Source organism: Nocardioides sp. NPDC004968, from assembly GCF_040608935.1.
Lineage (GTDB): Bacteria > Actinomycetota > Actinomycetes > Propionibacteriales > Nocardioidaceae > Nocardioides.
In genome coordinates, this window is sequence record NZ_JBEXJF010000004.1 from 52,564 (window position 1) to 66,399 (window position 13,836).

Sequence of the window (13,836 nt, forward strand, 5' to 3'; positions counted from 1 at the left end):
ATGGAGGCATGAGGAGCACACGTACGCGTCCGGCGGGCGCCATGATCGCTCTTGCTCTCTGCGGCGTGCTGGCTGCCGGGTGCGGCAGCAACGACGCCGTCGCCGAGGATCCCGACGTGTCGGCCGAGCCGTCCGAGGAGCCGTCGACACTGCCACGTACCTCCGGCCTGATCACGCTGGCGGCACCGGCCGAGGGCGCGACGGTGTCGGACAGCTTCGAGGCCTCGGGCAAGGCCAACTCGAACGAGGCGAACGTGCCGTGGGAGGTCCGCGACACCACTGGCGAGACGGTGCTCGAGGGGGCCGCGACGGCCGAGGGCTGGGTGGACAAGCTCTACCCGTGGAAGACCACGGTCGACGTCTCCGAGCTCGAGCCCGGGACGTACCTCTTCATCGCTCGCACCGACGACACCTCCGACGGCGAGGGGAAGCCTTCTGAGGAGGTTGGCGCCCGGATCACCGTCGAGTAGGAGATCATCGCTACCGTGATCCTCACCGAACGGCAGCTCAACCGGACCCTCCTGCTCCGCCAGCACCTGCTGTCGCGGGCCTCGCTCACCCCGGCCGAGATGATCGAGCATCTGGTCGGCCTGCAGGCGCAGGAGTCGATGCCGCCGTTCTTCGCGCTGGCCGCCCGGCTGGAGTCGTTCGACCCCTACGCGCTCAGCGCCCAGCTCGAGTCGAGCGCGCTGGTGCGGCTCTCCTCGCTGCGGTCGACGATCCACATGCACACCGCCGCGGATGCCGCGCTGATCAGGGCCTGGACCCAGCCGGTCCACGACTTCTACACCCAGCGGGTCGAGATCGTCCGCCCGGCGGCGCAGCTGGAGGGCTTCGTGGAGGCGGCCGAGGACGTACTCGCTCTCGGGGCGCTGCCCAACGCGGCCCTGGAGGCCGGTCTGGTCGAGCACTTCCCCGGCGTACCGGCCAAGGCGCTCGGCCTGCGGGCGCGCAACGAGCTGCCGCTGGTCCAGCTGCCGCCGCGAGGCCTGTGGAAGGGCTCGGGCGGGCTCGTCTACGACCTGCTCCCGCGCTGGACGGGCGTGCCGCCGGTGGCCGTGGACGATGTCGTCCCGACGCTGGCGCCGGAGATCGTACGCCGCTACCTGCGCGCCTTCGGGCCGGCGACCGCCGCCGACATCACCACCTGGTCGTCCCTGACCCGCCTGGGCCCGGTGATCAAGCAGATCGAGGGGCTGGTGACCTACCGCGACGAGGCCGGCAAGACCCTCTACGACGTCCCGGACGCACCGCTCGCCACCGGCGAGGAGCACGCCCCGGCGCGGTTGCTCGGGACGTACGACAACCTCTGGCTCGCCCATGCCAACCGCGAGCGGATCACTGCCAAAGGCACCCGCAAGGAGTGGGGCATCGCTCGTGGTGGCGCGGTCATCATCGCCGGCGGCCACCTCGTCGGTCTCTGGAAACCGGTCGAGGGGAAGGTGGAGGTCCGCAAGCTCTTCCGTGATCTCACCCCCGAGGAGCGCGACGAGCTCGCCGAGGAGACCTCCCGCGTCGAGTCGCTGCTCGCGAGCTGACGCCGGAACTATCCAGTAGGAGAGGGGCCGAGCGCCCGCGTACCATGGACGCATCAGCCTCGTGACGAGAAAGGGCCCGCTCCGGGCATCCATGACCGATCGACACCCAAGTCCGCTTCCGACCGACACCTCCGACCAGGGGGTCACCGCGACCACCAAGCACACCGTGGTCGTTCCGAACAGCGTCGACATGGTGACCGTCCTCGGTCCGGCCGATGAGCACCTCGGGATCATCGAGGCCCACTTCGACGCCGACGTGCACGTGCGTGGCAACCGGATCACCCTTCACGGCGCCCCCAGCGAGATCGCGATGATCGAGCGGGTCCTGGAGGAGCTGGTCCAGATCATCCGCACCGGCCAGGGCGTCAGCGGCGAGACGGTCGAGCGGGTGATCGGCATGCTCCAGGCCGACACGACCGAGAAGCCGGCCGACGTGCTGAGCCTCAACATCCTCTCCAACCGTGGCCGCAGCATCCGCCCCAAGACGCTCAACCAGAAGCGCTACGTCGACGCGATCGACAAGCACACGATCACCTTCGGCATCGGCCCGGCCGGCACCGGCAAGACCTACCTGGCGGTCGCCAAGGCGGTCCAGGCGCTGCAGACCAAGCAGGTCACCCGGATCATCCTGAGCCGTCCGGCGGTCGAGGCCGGCGAGAAGCTCGGCTTCCTGCCCGGCACCCTGACCGAGAAGATCGACCCCTACCTGCGCCCGCTCTACGACGCGCTGCACGACATGATGGACCCGGAGCTGATCCCCAAGCTGATGGCGTCGGGAACCATCGAGGTGGCCCCGCTCGCGTTCCTCCGCGGACGAAGCCTCAACGACTCCTTCATCATCCTCGACGAGGCGCAGAACACCACGCCCGAGCAGATGAAGATGTTCCTGACCCGCCTCGGCTTCGGCTCCAAGATCGTGGTCACCGGTGACGTGACCCAGACCGACCTCCCCAACGGCCAGAAGTCCGGGCTCCGGGTCGTCGAGGGCATCCTCGACGACGTCAAGGACATCAGCTTCAACAACCTGACCAGCCACGACGTCGTACGCCACCGACTGGTCGCCAAGATCGTCGCCGCCTACGAGGAGCACGACGTGCAGAGCCAGGGCCGGGCCTCTGGAGAGGGTAGATGAGCACAGAGATCATCAACGAGTCCGAGCAGGAGATCGACGTCGAGCACGTCGCCAAGCTCGCTCGTTTCCTGCTCGAGCAGCTGCGTGTGCACCCGCAGGCCGATCTTCGGATCAAGTTCGGCGACGAAGCGACGATCACCGAGCTCAACGAGCGCTACTTCGACACCGAGGGCCCGACCGACGTGCTCTCGTTCCCCGGTGACGAGCTTCTCCCCGGCCGCCTCGACGAGGAGCCGGAGGAGGGCGATCTGGGCGATATCATCATCGCCCCGACGATCGCGGCCAAGCAGGGAGAGGCAGCCGGCCACGGCACCGTGGCGGAGATCGAGCTGCTGACCACCCACGGCATCCTCCACCTGCTCGGCTACGACCACGTGGACCCCGACGAGCACGCCGAGATGTTCGGGCTGCAGGCCAAGCTGCTCAAGGCCTGGGGCTCCTCGGCCACCGCACCCGAGTAGGAGCACCACCAACACTCATGGACGATGCGAGGCTGCTGATCGCAGCCGCAGTTCTGGTCCTGATCGCCGGCATCTTCTCGGCGGCCGACGCGGCGCTCAGCGCCTTCTCCCGCGCCCGGGCCGCGGAGCTGGTCTCCGAGGGCCGTGCCGGTGCCAAGCGCCTGGTGGCGGTGGTCGGCGACCCCGCCCGCTACGTCAACACGGTCCTGCTGCTCAGGATGCTGTGCGAGATCGGCGCGACCGTGCTGGTCGCGCTGTGGGCGTACGACCTCTACCGGGGGCACTGGTGGCCGACGGTGCTCACCACGACCGGGACGATGACCGTGGTCTCCTTCGTGGTCATCGGCGTCGGTCCCCGTACGCTGGGGCGCCAGCACCACGAGGGCATCGCCCTCGCGGTCGCCGGCCCGATCGGAGCGATCACCGCCATCCTCGGCCCGATCCCGAGCCTGCTGATCATGCTCGGTAACGCGCTCACCCCCGGCAAGGGCTTCCGCAAGGGCCCGTTCTCGACGGAGACCGAGCTGCGCGAGCTGGTCGACATCGCCGAGGCCTCCGACCTGATCGAGGCCGACGAGCGCCGGATGATCCACTCGGTCTTCGAGCTCGGCGACACCCGTGCCCGCGAGGTGATGGTGCCCCGCGGTGACATCGTCTTCCTGGAACGCCGCAAGACCCTGCGCCAGGCGCTGTCGCTGTTCCTGCGCTCGGGCTACTCCCGGATGCCGGTGATCGACGACAGCCTCGACGACATCATCGGGATGGTCTACCTCAAGGACGTCGTCGCGCGAGACTTCGAGGCGCCGGAGGTCGAGACCACCCAGCGGGTCGAGTCGCTGATGCGCAAGCCGACCTGGGTCCCCGACTCCAAGCCGGTCGACGAGCTGCTGGCCGAGATGCAGCAGCACCGCCAGCACATCGCGGTGGTCGTCGATGAGTACGGCGGCACCGCCGGCCTGATCACCATCGAGGACATCCTCGAGGAGATCGTCGGCGAGATCACCGACGAGTACGACATCGAGGACCGCGAGCCGCTCCACCTCGGCGACGGTTCCTGGCGGGTGCCCTCCCGCTTCCTGGTCAGCGACCTCGAGGAGCTCATCGGCGTCCCCGTCGAGGAGGACGACGTCGACTCCGTACGCGGTCTGATGGCCAAGCATCTCGGCCTGGTGCCGATTCCCGGGACCGAGGTCGAGGCCCACAGGCTCTGTTTCGTGGCCGAGGAGGCTGCCGGCCGGCGGAACAAGATCGGTACCGTACGCATCAGCGTCGTCGTTCCGGCCGAGACCGAGGCCGACGACGAGGACGAGCAGAGCGAGAAGACGGACAGGAAGAAAGAGGCACATGCCCGAGCAGAGTGAGCTCTCCGCGGAGGACCGCAAGCTGGTGACCCTGGCTCGCGCGACCCGTGCCCGCACCGGCGCGGCCGAAGGAGCAGCCGTACGCGACCTCGACGGCCGCACCTACGCCGCCGCCACCGTGGACCTGCCCTCGCTCGAGGTCTCCGCGATCGGCGTCTGCGTGGCGATGGCGGTGGCCTCCGGGTCCAAGGGCCTCGAGGCCGTGGTCGTGCTCGGCGAGGCCGAGGAGGCCTCCGCGAACGACCTCTCGATCGTCAAGGAGTTCGCGGGCGAGGACGTCCCAGTCCTCGTCGGCGACCCGCGCGGCAACCTCCGCTGAGTCCTCGCGGGCTGCTCAGCGAGCGGCTCGGTGACCGCCGGTGCCGCCGGTGCCGCCGGCCCCGCCGGACTCGGCGAGGAGCGGAAGGGTGCCCAGCTCGATCGTGACGTGGATCCCGTCCTCGTCCCGGTAGGCGGTGAGGCCGTTCATGGTCGCCATGTCGACGCCCTTCTCACGCATGTGCACGACGATCTGGTCGATCGCCAGCGCGAGCCGGGCCTGGGACACGGACTTGTTGCGCCACTTGACCTGGTTCTCGGTGAAGTAGGGGGTTGCCTTCTCGGCGAGCGTTGACACAGCGTCACGATGGGCAGCACTGGACATGGGGACCCTCCAGGGTGCACGAGATTGGGGGCGCTCGACGGGAGCAGTCGGCGCTTGTGACTGTAAGCGAACGAACGTGAAAATCGAAACCCGAGATCCCAGGGCGCGAGTAAAGTGCGTGGAGTGACGGGTGAGACTGGTTGGCAACGACACACCGAGGCCGTCGAGCGGCTGACGGCCTCCTACAAGCGGATCCCTGACGGCGCTCCCGTCAGGCTGGCCAAACGCACCACCAACCTCTTCCGGGCCCGGGCGGCGACAGACGCCCCCGGTCTCGACGTCTCCGGCCTGGGCGGCGTGATCGAGGTCGATGCCGAGGCGGGCACTGCCGACGTACAGGGGATGTGCACCTACGAGGACCTCGTCGACGCCACCTTGGCGTACGGGATGATCCCGTACGTCGTCCCGCAGCTGCGCACGATCACCCTCGGTGGCGCGGTGACCGGGATGGGCATCGAGGCCACCTCGTTCCGCAACGGGATGCCGCACGAGTCGGTGCTGGAGATGGACATCCTGACCGGGGCGGGCGAGATCGTCACGACGCGTCCGGGGGAGGATCTGTTCGACACCTTCCCCAACTCCTACGGCTCCCTCGGCTACGCCACCCGGCTCAAGATCAAGCTGGAGAAGGTGCCGGGCTACGTCGCGCTGCGCCACGTGCGCTTCGACGACCTCGGCCTGCTCACGAAGACGATCGCGCAGATCACCGAGAGCAGGACGTACGAGGGGGAGCGGGTCGACGGGCTCGACGGTGTCGCGTTCGAGCCGGGGGAGTACTACCTGACCCTCGCGACCTGGACCGACAAGGCCACGCAACAGGTCACCGAACGGGCCAGCGACTACGGCGGCCAGCAGATCTACTACCGCTCGATCCAAGAGCGTGAGACTGACCTGCTGACCACCTACGACTACGTGTGGCGCTGGGACACCGACTGGTTCTGGTGCTCGGGCGCCTTCGGCGCGCAGAACAAGTACCTCCGCAGAGTGTGGCCGCGCCGGCTACGGCGCTCGGACGTCTACATGAAGCTTGTCGGCCTGGACCGGAAGTTCGGCATCGCCGACAAGCTCGACGCGCGTGCCGGACGGCTCCTGCGGGAACGGGTGATCCAGGACATCGAGGTCCCGGTCGAGAACCTTCCGGCGTTCCTGGAGTGGTTCGATGCCGAGATCGGGATGCGGCCGGTGTGGCTGTGTCCGCTGGTCTCCCAGGGGACGAACACTGGAGGGAAATGGCCGACCTACCCGCTCGAGGCGGGCCGGACGTACGTCAACGTCGGCTTCTGGGGCACGGTCCATGTCGGCCCCGGAGCCGTCAACGCCCCCAAGAACCGTGCGATCGAGGAACAGGTCCACGAGCTCGGCGGGCATAAATCGCTCTACTCCGAGGCGTTCTATGACAAGGATGTCTTCGACGCTCTCTATGACGGGGACAACCTCGCTGCCGTGAAGGCGAGGTATGACCCCGGCAACCGGTTGACCGATCTGTACAGCAAGGCGGTGAAGAGACTGTGAACCACATTGCAGAGACCATCAACGAACTCTTCGAGGGTGGGCTGCCAATCAAGCTCACCGCGTACGACGGCAGTGTCGCCGGCGACAGGGACTCTCCCTTCGGGATGGAGATCCTCAACCCGCGCGGGCTCGCGTTCCTGCTGACCGCGCCGGGCGATCTGGGGCTGGCACGTGCCTACGTCAGCGGTGACATGGCCCTGCACGGCATCCACCCGGGCGATCCCTACCCGCTCCTGGACCTGATCCTGGACAAGACCGACTTCAAACGGCCCAGTCCCCGGGAGACGGTCGACATGGTGCGCGCGCTCGGGGCGAAGAACTTCGTCCCGCCCAAGCCACCGCCGCAGGAGCACCTGCCGGCATGGCGGCAGCGGGCCGAGAACGTACGCCACCTCTCCGGTCGCGCGATCAGCGCGCTGCCGTGGACGCGGCACTCGCCCGAGCGCGACGCCGACGCGATCCACCACCACTACGACGTCTCCAACACCTTCTACGAGTACGTCCTCGGCCCGTCGATGACCTACACCTGTGCGCTCTACCCGACCGATGACGCCACGCTCGAGGAGGCGCAGGCGGCCAAGTACGACCTGATCTGCCGCAAGCTCGGGCTCGAGCCCGGCATGCGGCTGCTCGACATCGGCTGCGGCTGGGGCGGGATGGTGCGCCACGCGGCCAAGCACTACGGCGTCAAGGCGCTCGGTGTCACGCTCTCGCGCGAGCAGGCCAACTGGGCCCAGAAGGCGATCAAGGCCGATCGTCTCGACGACGTCGCCGAGGTGCGCTTCTCCGACTACCGCGACGTGGTCGAGGGGGACTTCGACGCGGTCAGCTCCATCGGGCTCACCGAGCACATCGGCGTGGCCAACTACCCGGCCTACTTCGGCTTCATCAAGAGCAAGCTGCGCGACGGGGGTCGGCTGCTCAACCACTGCATCACTCGTCCCGACAACATCTCGAAGGCGAACGCGGGGGCCTTCATCGACCGCTACGTCTTCCCCGACGGCGAGCTGATCGGCTCGGGCACCATCGTGTCCGCGATCGAGAACACCGACCTCGAGGTGCAGCACCACGAGAACATCCGGGTCCACTACGCCAAGACCCTCACGGCGTGGAACGACAACCTCCGCGACAACTGGGACGCCTGCGTCAACGAGGTCGGCCTCGGCACCGCGAAGGTCTGGGGCATCTACATGGCCGGTTCCCGGATCGGCTTCGAGCGCAACAACATCCAGCTCCACCACGTGCTCGCCACCAAGACGGTGGACGGGCTCTCCGGCTACCCGCTGCGGCACGCCTTCTGAGTAGCTGAGTGGGCGAAAGTGGCAGTTCGGACCGCGGTCCGGCTGCCACTTTCGTCCACTCGCTAAGAGACTTCGGGCAACCGCCATGCGCGGCGCATCGCCGCCGTTCCTGTCTTCGAGAAGAGTGACGCCTCCAGGAGCTTCCACCATGGTCGGATGTCATCGACGGTGAGCTCTCGTCCGAGCGCATCCATCGCCGCACGGAGGATCAGCCAGCTGTCGTGGCGGACCTGGCTCGCGATCCATCCGTGGCGTACGTATCCGGCCTTGGCGAGGTCCGCGTCCCTTCCCCGGTCGCGGCGGTACTGCCCGCGCTCACGGTGCTGTGCTCCGTCGTACTCCTGCAGCGTTCTGGTCCCGGTCACCAGGAGATCGGCTCGCCCGATGAAGACGCCACGGGCGTCGTGGATGTCCACCTGTGGCTCGACGTCGACCCCGCACGCGGTGTGCAGTATCCGCAGGACGGACTCCCAGGCGGACTCGGAGCGCCGGTCGCACCAGCGCAACGCCTCGCTCAGCCGACGTGAGCCCGGTCGCCCAGTGGCCGCGGCGGCCTGGAGATCGGCGAGCGTGCACTTCTCCAGATGGAGGGCGCTGTCGATCAGGACCACCAGATCCAAGACGCCGAGGTCGCGTGCGCAGGCCAGAGCTGCGTCGGACACCGGCGCGACCCGAAGATCGTCGAGCGAGATGGCTGCCGGTGGTCGCGGGTGTCGACTGATCCGCAGTTCGGGCCGGCGTATCCGCGCAGACGACTCGTGGAGCGCCGCGAAGACCGGCAGATCGTCGGGCACCGGCGGAAGCCAGAGGTCGTGGAGCCGCATGGCGGTCAACCCGGTGAGAACGGCCGAACCGGGAAGAACATCTGTCCAGGCCGCCAGTTCGGCTCGCCACCGGGAGTCACCGTCGAGCCCCGCTGGCACGTACACGCCGTTCCCGACCCGCTCCCAGGTCGGACCCCGCCGCCGAGGTTGTCGCGGACGTCGTCGGCGGGTGGTCGTTCGCGGTGCGTCGCCTGTGAAGACCGTCGATGTGTCCTCGAGGGGTTGGCCTTCGATATCGATGAGATCCATGGGGCTCAGCATCGCTGTGACCACCGACACCCCTGGTCGACGGCCATCGAGAGTGGGCGAAAGTGGCAGGTTGAAGCGCGGTCTGGCTGTCACCTTCGCCCACTCGTTTGTGGCACGGTGTCGGAATCGGCCTTTTCTGTTCGTGGAGTAGGTGAAACATCCTGTTCCAGCCGAAGGAGACAGTCATGGAGACCCACAACCTCGCCGAGATGTACGACGCCCCGCCGATGTCCTGGGCGGAGGTGACCGCTCGCCTGGACCAGGGCTTCAACCAGGGGCCCGGGTCGCAGGAGGGTGAGCCCGGGCGCTACACGACCTGGGTGAGCACGATCAACGCCGACGGCGGTCCGCACATGAACGCCGTCGGCGCGATCTGGCTCGACGGCAGCTTCTACCTGGTCACGGGGCCTGGGACGCGGCGTGGCCGCAACCACGCCCGCGACCCCCGCTGCGCGCTGTCGCTCTCGGTCCGTGAGTTCGACCTGGTCGTGGAGGGCCGCGTGACGCGGGTCCTCGGCGACGAGCTCGAGCGCGTGGCCAAGCACTACCACGACGACGAGGGCTGGCCAGCCGAGGTCGACGAGTCGGGCGAGGCCGTCACGGCGCCGTTCAACGCGCAGAGCGCCGGCCCGGCGCCCTGGCACGTCTTCCGCATCGACGCGACCTCCGCCCACGCGGTCGCGACCGTCGAGCCCTACGGTGCGACCCGCTGGAGGTTCTGAGATGACCGACCTGTTCGCCGGACTTCCGGTAGCGGACCTGGCCCGAGCGGCCCGTTGGTACGAGGCGCTGCTCGGTGGCCCGCCGGCCTTCTACCCCAACGACGCCGAGGCCGTCTTCGAGGTGGTCGAGCACGGCTACCTCTACGTCGAGGTGAGGCCGGAGCTCGCGGGCCGTGGCTTCGTCACCCTCTTCGTCGACGACCTGGACGCCCGCCTCGCCGCGATCGCCGACCGCGGCCTGCGGCCGGAGTCGCAGGAGACGTACGACAACGGGGTCCGCAAGACCATCTTCCGCGATCCTGACGGCAACGAGGTCGGGCTGGGCGGTGGCCCGGCCTGATCAGGCCGGGACGCCGTGCTCCTTGGCGTAGGCACGTCGGCAGGACGCCGCGCAGAAGCCGATGGTCTCCCCGTCGTGCTCCAGCGTGATCGCTCCGCGGCCGAGGGTGACCTGCATGCCGCACATCGGATCGATGACGACGCCCTCGGGGAGGTCGACCTCGCCGCCCGCGCTGTGTCGCGAACGGAACTCCTCGGTCATCCAGCTCGTCAGGTCGTCCGCTGTCGCGGGGCTGCCGTTGAGCCCGATGTTGCCGTCCGCGATCCCGACGAGGTTGATCCAGAGGTGCCCGCCCGGCCTGGTCCAGCCGTGGTCGCGGTCGAGTCTGCGTACGCCGGCACGGATGGCGCCGGACAACGGGCGAGACATCTCCTCCCGCCAAGCCTCGGGAACGGTGGCCGTGATGACCAGCGGCGGCGGGGCCGGCGGGCTCCACGTCCCGTCACCGGTGGTCCATCCGGCGAGCTCGCGAAAGGCGATGTGGGTCACCGCTCGGCCTCGAGCCATGGTCTCCTCCGGCGCGCTGACGCCCTCGTTGAGGAGCGACGTCACCGCCTTTGTCAGCGTCGCTCGGTCGCCGTCGATGAGCGCTCCGGCGGGAGCGGCGATCTCGATCAGGAACACGTCAGTCCTCCTCGTGGTGGGCGTCGGGATCGAAGCCGTCGGGGGCGCGATCGATGAACGCGGTGATCGCGGCGATCCGTCCGGACCCGTCCAGATCGAGGACGTCGGTGCCCTCGGCGAACGAGCCCTCCTCCTTGCGGATCTCCCAGCGCACCCGGACGTGCTTGTGGTGCGAGTCGGGCTCGGCGCGGGCCATGAACGTGTAGTCACCGACTCCCTCGGTGAACTGGCGGGTGAAGTCGATCAGCGCCTCGAGGCCCGCGGACTCGCCGATCGGGGTGGAGCGAGCGACGTCGTCGGCGAACAGGGTGGCGCCGAGGGTGCGCTGCTCCTCGGCGGAGAGGTTCCAGAACGAGACGTACGCCTCGGCGGTGGCGGCAGGTGAACGGGGTGTGGTTTCAGTCGTCATGGCCAAGACGATCCGCCTTCGGGTGAGCCCTGTCGATTACCTCTTGGGTAGTTGCCGCGCCGCGCTCCGCCCGGCAGCCTGGGTGCATGACAACGGCCCAGCTGAGCGTCGGAGAGCTGCTTCGGGACTGGCGCGAGCGGCGCCGTCGCTCGCAGCTCGAGGTGGCGATCGCGGCCGACGTGTCGGCCCGCCATCTCAGCTTCATCGAGACGGGACGGTCGGGCCCGAGCCGGACGATGATCGAGCGGCTCTGCGAGGAGCTCGAGGTGCCGCTGCGCGAGCGCAACCGGCTCTATCTCGCGGCAGGGTTCGCGCCCGTCTACCAGGAGCGACCGCTCGACGACCTCGGGGTCGCCAGGTCCGCCGTCGAGGCGGTGCTCACCGCCCACGAGCCCTATCCGGCCTGCGCGGTCGACGTCCGCTGGGACATGGTGGCGACCAACCGGCCCATGGAGCTCTTCCTGGCTCCGCTGCCGGACGCGCTGCGGCAGCCGCGGCTCAACATGCTGCGCGCGACGTTGCATCCCGACGGCCTGGCGGCGCAGGTGCGCAACTACCCGCAGTGGCGGGCCCACGTCGTCGGCCGCATCCGCCGGCAGCTCGACCGCACCGCGGCCGGTGGCCTCGTCGAGCTCCTCGAAGACGTGGAGGGCTATCCGGCACCGCCCGGAGCCGAGGTGGAGGCGCCGGCGGTCACGGCGAGGGACGGCGCCTTGCCGGTGCTGCCGCTGCTGCTGCGTACGAGCCTCGGAGATCTGTCCTTCCTCTACGTCCTCTCCGTGATCGGCGCGCCTCGTGACGTGACGGTCGACGAGATCGCGGTGGAGGCGATGTTCCCGGCCGACGACGCGACTCGAGAGGCTCTGCTCGCCATCAGCCACGAATGAGTGCGGCGCTGATGCGGGCGGGCCGCGTCTGCGCGGATAACCTTGAGGCGATGAGTGTCAAGGCCCAGCAGTACGCCGCGGAGGTGCTGCGGCGCGAGCAGATCACGCCCCACCTCGTACGTCTGGTGCTCGGCGGTCCCGGCCTGGCCGGGTTCGAGTCCACCGGGATCCCCGACGAATGGGTCGGGCTGATCGTCCCGGGGCAGTTCCAGTCGCGCTACTACACCGTGCGGTCGTGGCAGGGTGGCGAGCTGACCCTCGACGTCGTCGTCCACGACGTCGGTCTGGTGACCGAGTGGGCTACGCGCACCGATCCCGTGGGGCAGACGGTCACGATCACCGAGCCCAAGGGCTCCTACGCCGCGCCCGACGGCGCACAATGGCTGCTGCTGGTCGGCGATCTGACCGCGATGCCGGCCATGGCGCGGATCGCCGAGACCACTTCGCTGCCGACGCGAATCTGGGCCGAGACCCCCGACGACCTGCCCGGATATCTCCCGGAGACCGCCGAGGTCACCTGGTCCACGCCGCCGTCGGAGACCTCCTCCGACCTGGCGGCGGCCGTGGAGAAGATCGAGTGGCCCGAAGGCGACGGCTACTTCTGGATGGCCGGTGAGTCCAGCCAGATGCGGGCGATCCGCAAGCATCTGATGCGCGAGCGGAAGCTCGACTCGCACGCCTACGACGTGATGGGCTACTGGCGCGGTGGCGGCCAGAAGCGGCAGCCGCGCGCGGTCGATCCCGGACCGGTGTGGCGTGAGGGCAAGGCCCAGGGGCTCACCGATGAGCAGATCTGGCAGCGATACGACGAGCAACAGGAGCAGCAACAGTGACCGAGCCAGCTTTCCGGAGCGGCTTCGTGTCGTTCGTCGGACGCCCCAACGCGGGCAAGTCCACCCTGACCAACGCGCTGGTCGGCACCAAGGTGGCGATCACCTCCGACAAGCCGCAGACCACCCGCACCGTGGTCAAGGGCATCGTCCACCGGCCCGACGGCCAGCTGATCCTGGTCGACACCCCGGGCATCCACCGGCCGCGTACGCTGCTCGGCGAGCGCCTCAACGACCTCGTCGAGGCCACCTGGACCGAGGTCGACGTGGTCGCGATCTGCTTCCCGTGCAACGAGAAGATCGGCCCCGGTGACCGCCGGATCGCGGAGAACGCCAACAAGCTCAAGAAGGGCATCAAGCGGGTCGCGATCGCCACCAAGACCGACCTCGCCACCCCCGAGCAGATCGGCGAGCACCTGATGTCGATCCAGACCCTCGGGGTCGAGCTCGGCATTGAGTGGGCCGAGATCGTCCCGGTCTCCAGCGTCGCCGGCGACCAGGTCGACCTCCTCGGCGACCTGCTGATCAAGCTCCTCCCCGAGGGGCCGCCGCTCTACCCCGACGGCGAGCTCACCGACTCTCCCGAGGAGATCATCATCGCCGAGCTCATTCGCGAGGCAGCCCTGGAGGGCGTACGCGACGAGCTCCCGCACTCCATCGCCGTCGTCGTCGAGGAGATGCGGCTGCGTGAGGACCGTCCGGAGGACAAGCCGCTGATGGACATCCACGCCTTCCTGTACGTCGAGCGCGACTCCCAGAAGGGCATCGTGATCGGCCACAAGGGCTCACGCCTCAAGGACGTCGGCCAGCGCGCGCGCCTGCAGATCAAGGAGCTGCTCGGTATGCCGGTCTACCTCGACCTGCACGTCAAGATCGCCAAGGACTGGCAGCGCGACCCGCGGCAGCTGCGCAAGCTCGGGTTCTAGTCCCAGGCGTCTCACCGGTCACAGCGCTCCGGTCTTTCCTGCACTTCTCAGGTGTTGCAATGCCCGAGAAGTGCAGG

At 68.7% G+C, this 13,836-nt stretch carries 17 protein-coding genes; 13 read left to right on the forward strand and 4 right to left on the reverse strand.

The window, feature by feature from the left end:
- Positions 1–8 precede the first annotated feature (8 nt).
- From ABZU72_RS07025 to ABZU72_RS07050, 6 genes are all read left to right on the forward strand, one after another.
- Positions 9–470, forward strand: a complete 462-nt coding sequence (locus ABZU72_RS07025; protein WP_355018143.1) for a Gmad2 immunoglobulin-like domain-containing protein — start codon at positions 9–11, stop codon at positions 468–470.
- 15 nt (positions 471–485) lie between these two features.
- On the forward strand, positions 486–1,538 hold the full coding sequence (locus ABZU72_RS07030) for a winged helix DNA-binding domain-containing protein (protein WP_355018144.1): 1,053 nt from the start codon (positions 486–488) through the stop codon (positions 1,536–1,538).
- A gap of 190 nt (positions 1,539–1,728) precedes the next feature.
- A complete protein-coding gene (locus tag ABZU72_RS07035; protein WP_355018298.1) occupies positions 1,729–2,670 on the forward strand; it encodes a PhoH family protein in 942 nt (313 codons plus the stop codon).
- Positions 2,667–3,131, forward strand: coding sequence for an rRNA maturation RNase YbeY (gene ybeY / locus ABZU72_RS07040; protein WP_008363762.1), 465 nt, complete (start codon positions 2,667–2,669; stop codon positions 3,129–3,131). The genes ABZU72_RS07035 and ybeY overlap by 4 nt, the downstream gene beginning before the upstream one ends.
- 17 nt (positions 3,132–3,148) lie before the next feature.
- A complete protein-coding gene (locus tag ABZU72_RS07045) occupies positions 3,149–4,492 on the forward strand; it encodes a hemolysin family protein (RefSeq protein ID WP_355018145.1) in 1,344 nt (447 codons plus the stop codon).
- Positions 4,476–4,811 (forward strand): cytidine deaminase, encoded by a 336-nt coding sequence (locus tag ABZU72_RS07050; RefSeq protein WP_355018146.1) that lies wholly within the window; start codon positions 4,476–4,478, stop codon positions 4,809–4,811. The genes ABZU72_RS07045 and ABZU72_RS07050 overlap by 17 nt, the downstream gene beginning before the upstream one ends.
- A gap of 15 nt (positions 4,812–4,826) precedes the next feature.
- Here ABZU72_RS07050 and ABZU72_RS07055 read toward each other — a convergent pair whose 3' ends face one another.
- Positions 4,827–5,108 carry a hypothetical protein gene (locus tag ABZU72_RS07055; RefSeq protein WP_355018147.1) on the reverse strand — a complete coding sequence of 94 codons (282 nt, stop codon included), beginning with the start codon at positions 5,106–5,108 and terminating at the stop codon, positions 4,827–4,829.
- Positions 5,109–5,258: 150 nt separating this feature from the next.
- On the opposite strand from ABZU72_RS07055, the gene ABZU72_RS07060 reads away from it, so the two are divergent.
- Positions 5,259–6,647, forward strand: coding sequence for an FAD-binding oxidoreductase (locus ABZU72_RS07060; protein ID WP_355018148.1), 1,389 nt, complete (start codon positions 5,259–5,261; stop codon positions 6,645–6,647).
- On the forward strand, positions 6,644–7,948 hold the full coding sequence (locus tag ABZU72_RS07065) for a class I SAM-dependent methyltransferase (RefSeq protein ID WP_355018149.1): 1,305 nt from the start codon (positions 6,644–6,646) through the stop codon (positions 7,946–7,948). Before ABZU72_RS07060 ends, ABZU72_RS07065 begins: the two co-directional genes overlap by 4 nt.
- A 62-nt stretch (positions 7,949–8,010) precedes the next feature.
- Here the strand turns inward: ABZU72_RS07065 and ABZU72_RS07070 are convergent, their stop codons facing one another.
- The gene (locus tag ABZU72_RS07070) at positions 8,011–8,772 is read right to left on the reverse strand and encodes a hypothetical protein (protein ID WP_355018150.1); all 762 of its coding nucleotides are present in this window, start codon (positions 8,770–8,772) and stop codon (positions 8,011–8,013) included.
- A gap of 434 nt (positions 8,773–9,206) precedes the next feature.
- Between ABZU72_RS07070 and ABZU72_RS07075 the strand changes: the two genes are divergently transcribed.
- On the forward strand, positions 9,207–9,743 hold the full coding sequence (locus ABZU72_RS07075) for a pyridoxamine 5'-phosphate oxidase family protein (protein ID WP_355018151.1): 537 nt from the start codon (positions 9,207–9,209) through the stop codon (positions 9,741–9,743).
- 1 nt (position 9,744) lies between these two features.
- Entirely contained in the window at positions 9,745–10,083 is a 339-nt protein-coding gene (locus tag ABZU72_RS07080) for a VOC family protein (protein ID WP_355018152.1), read from the forward strand.
- On the opposite strand, the gene ABZU72_RS07085 is transcribed toward ABZU72_RS07080, so the two are convergent.
- Together ABZU72_RS07085 and ABZU72_RS07090 are read right to left on the reverse strand one after the other, a co-directional pair.
- Complete coding sequence (locus ABZU72_RS07085) at positions 10,084–10,707, reverse strand: hypothetical protein (protein WP_355018153.1); 624 nt, start codon at positions 10,705–10,707, stop codon at positions 10,084–10,086.
- A 1-nt stretch (position 10,708) separates the two neighbouring features.
- Positions 10,709–11,116: an isomerase gene (locus ABZU72_RS07090; protein WP_355018154.1), complete on the reverse strand. Its 408-nt coding sequence runs from the start codon at positions 11,114–11,116 to the stop codon at positions 10,709–10,711.
- Positions 11,117–11,202: 86 nt separating this feature from the next.
- On the opposite strand from ABZU72_RS07090, the gene ABZU72_RS07095 reads away from it, so the two are divergent.
- From ABZU72_RS07095 to era, 3 genes are read left to right on the forward strand one after another with little or no spacing between them, the layout of a single operon-like run.
- The gene (locus ABZU72_RS07095; protein ID WP_355018155.1) at positions 11,203–12,003 is read left to right on the forward strand and encodes a helix-turn-helix transcriptional regulator; all 801 of its coding nucleotides are present in this window, start codon (positions 11,203–11,205) and stop codon (positions 12,001–12,003) included.
- Positions 12,004–12,053: 50 nt separating this feature from the next.
- Complete coding sequence (locus ABZU72_RS07100; RefSeq protein WP_355018156.1) at positions 12,054–12,836, forward strand: siderophore-interacting protein; 783 nt, start codon at positions 12,054–12,056, stop codon at positions 12,834–12,836.
- Positions 12,833–13,759 (forward strand): GTPase Era, encoded by a 927-nt coding sequence (gene era, locus ABZU72_RS07105; protein ID WP_355018157.1) that lies wholly within the window; start codon positions 12,833–12,835, stop codon positions 13,757–13,759. The genes ABZU72_RS07100 and era overlap by 4 nt, the downstream gene beginning before the upstream one ends.
- Positions 13,760–13,836: the final 77 nt, after the last annotated feature.

Excerpts from the sequence above, each read along its gene's own strand:
- ABZU72_RS07025 (WP_355018143.1), top strand. The coding sequence starts at position 9 with ATGAGGAGCACACGTACGCGTCCGGCGGGCGCCATGATCGCTCTTGCT.
- ABZU72_RS07035 (WP_355018298.1), top strand. The coding sequence starts at position 1,729 with ATGGTGACCGTCCTCGGTCCGGCCGATGAGCACCTCGGGATCATCGAG.
- ybeY (WP_008363762.1), top strand. The coding sequence starts at position 2,667 with ATGAGCACAGAGATCATCAACGAGTCCGAGCAGGAGATCGACGTCGAG.
- ABZU72_RS07045 (WP_355018145.1), top strand. The coding sequence starts at position 3,149 with ATGGACGATGCGAGGCTGCTGATCGCAGCCGCAGTTCTGGTCCTGATC.
- ABZU72_RS07050 (WP_355018146.1), top strand. The coding sequence starts at position 4,476 with ATGCCCGAGCAGAGTGAGCTCTCCGCGGAGGACCGCAAGCTGGTGACC.
- ABZU72_RS07070 (WP_355018150.1), bottom strand. The coding sequence starts at position 8,772 with ATGCGGCTCCACGACCTCTGGCTTCCGCCGGTGCCCGACGATCTGCCG.
- ABZU72_RS07075 (WP_355018151.1), top strand. The coding sequence starts at position 9,207 with ATGGAGACCCACAACCTCGCCGAGATGTACGACGCCCCGCCGATGTCC.
- ABZU72_RS07080 (WP_355018152.1), top strand. The coding sequence starts at position 9,745 with ATGACCGACCTGTTCGCCGGACTTCCGGTAGCGGACCTGGCCCGAGCG.
- ABZU72_RS07090 (WP_355018154.1), bottom strand. The coding sequence starts at position 11,116 with ATGACGACTGAAACCACACCCCGTTCACCTGCCGCCACCGCCGAGGCG.
- ABZU72_RS07095 (WP_355018155.1), top strand. The coding sequence starts at position 11,203 with ATGACAACGGCCCAGCTGAGCGTCGGAGAGCTGCTTCGGGACTGGCGC.
- ABZU72_RS07100 (WP_355018156.1), top strand. The coding sequence starts at position 12,054 with ATGAGTGTCAAGGCCCAGCAGTACGCCGCGGAGGTGCTGCGGCGCGAG.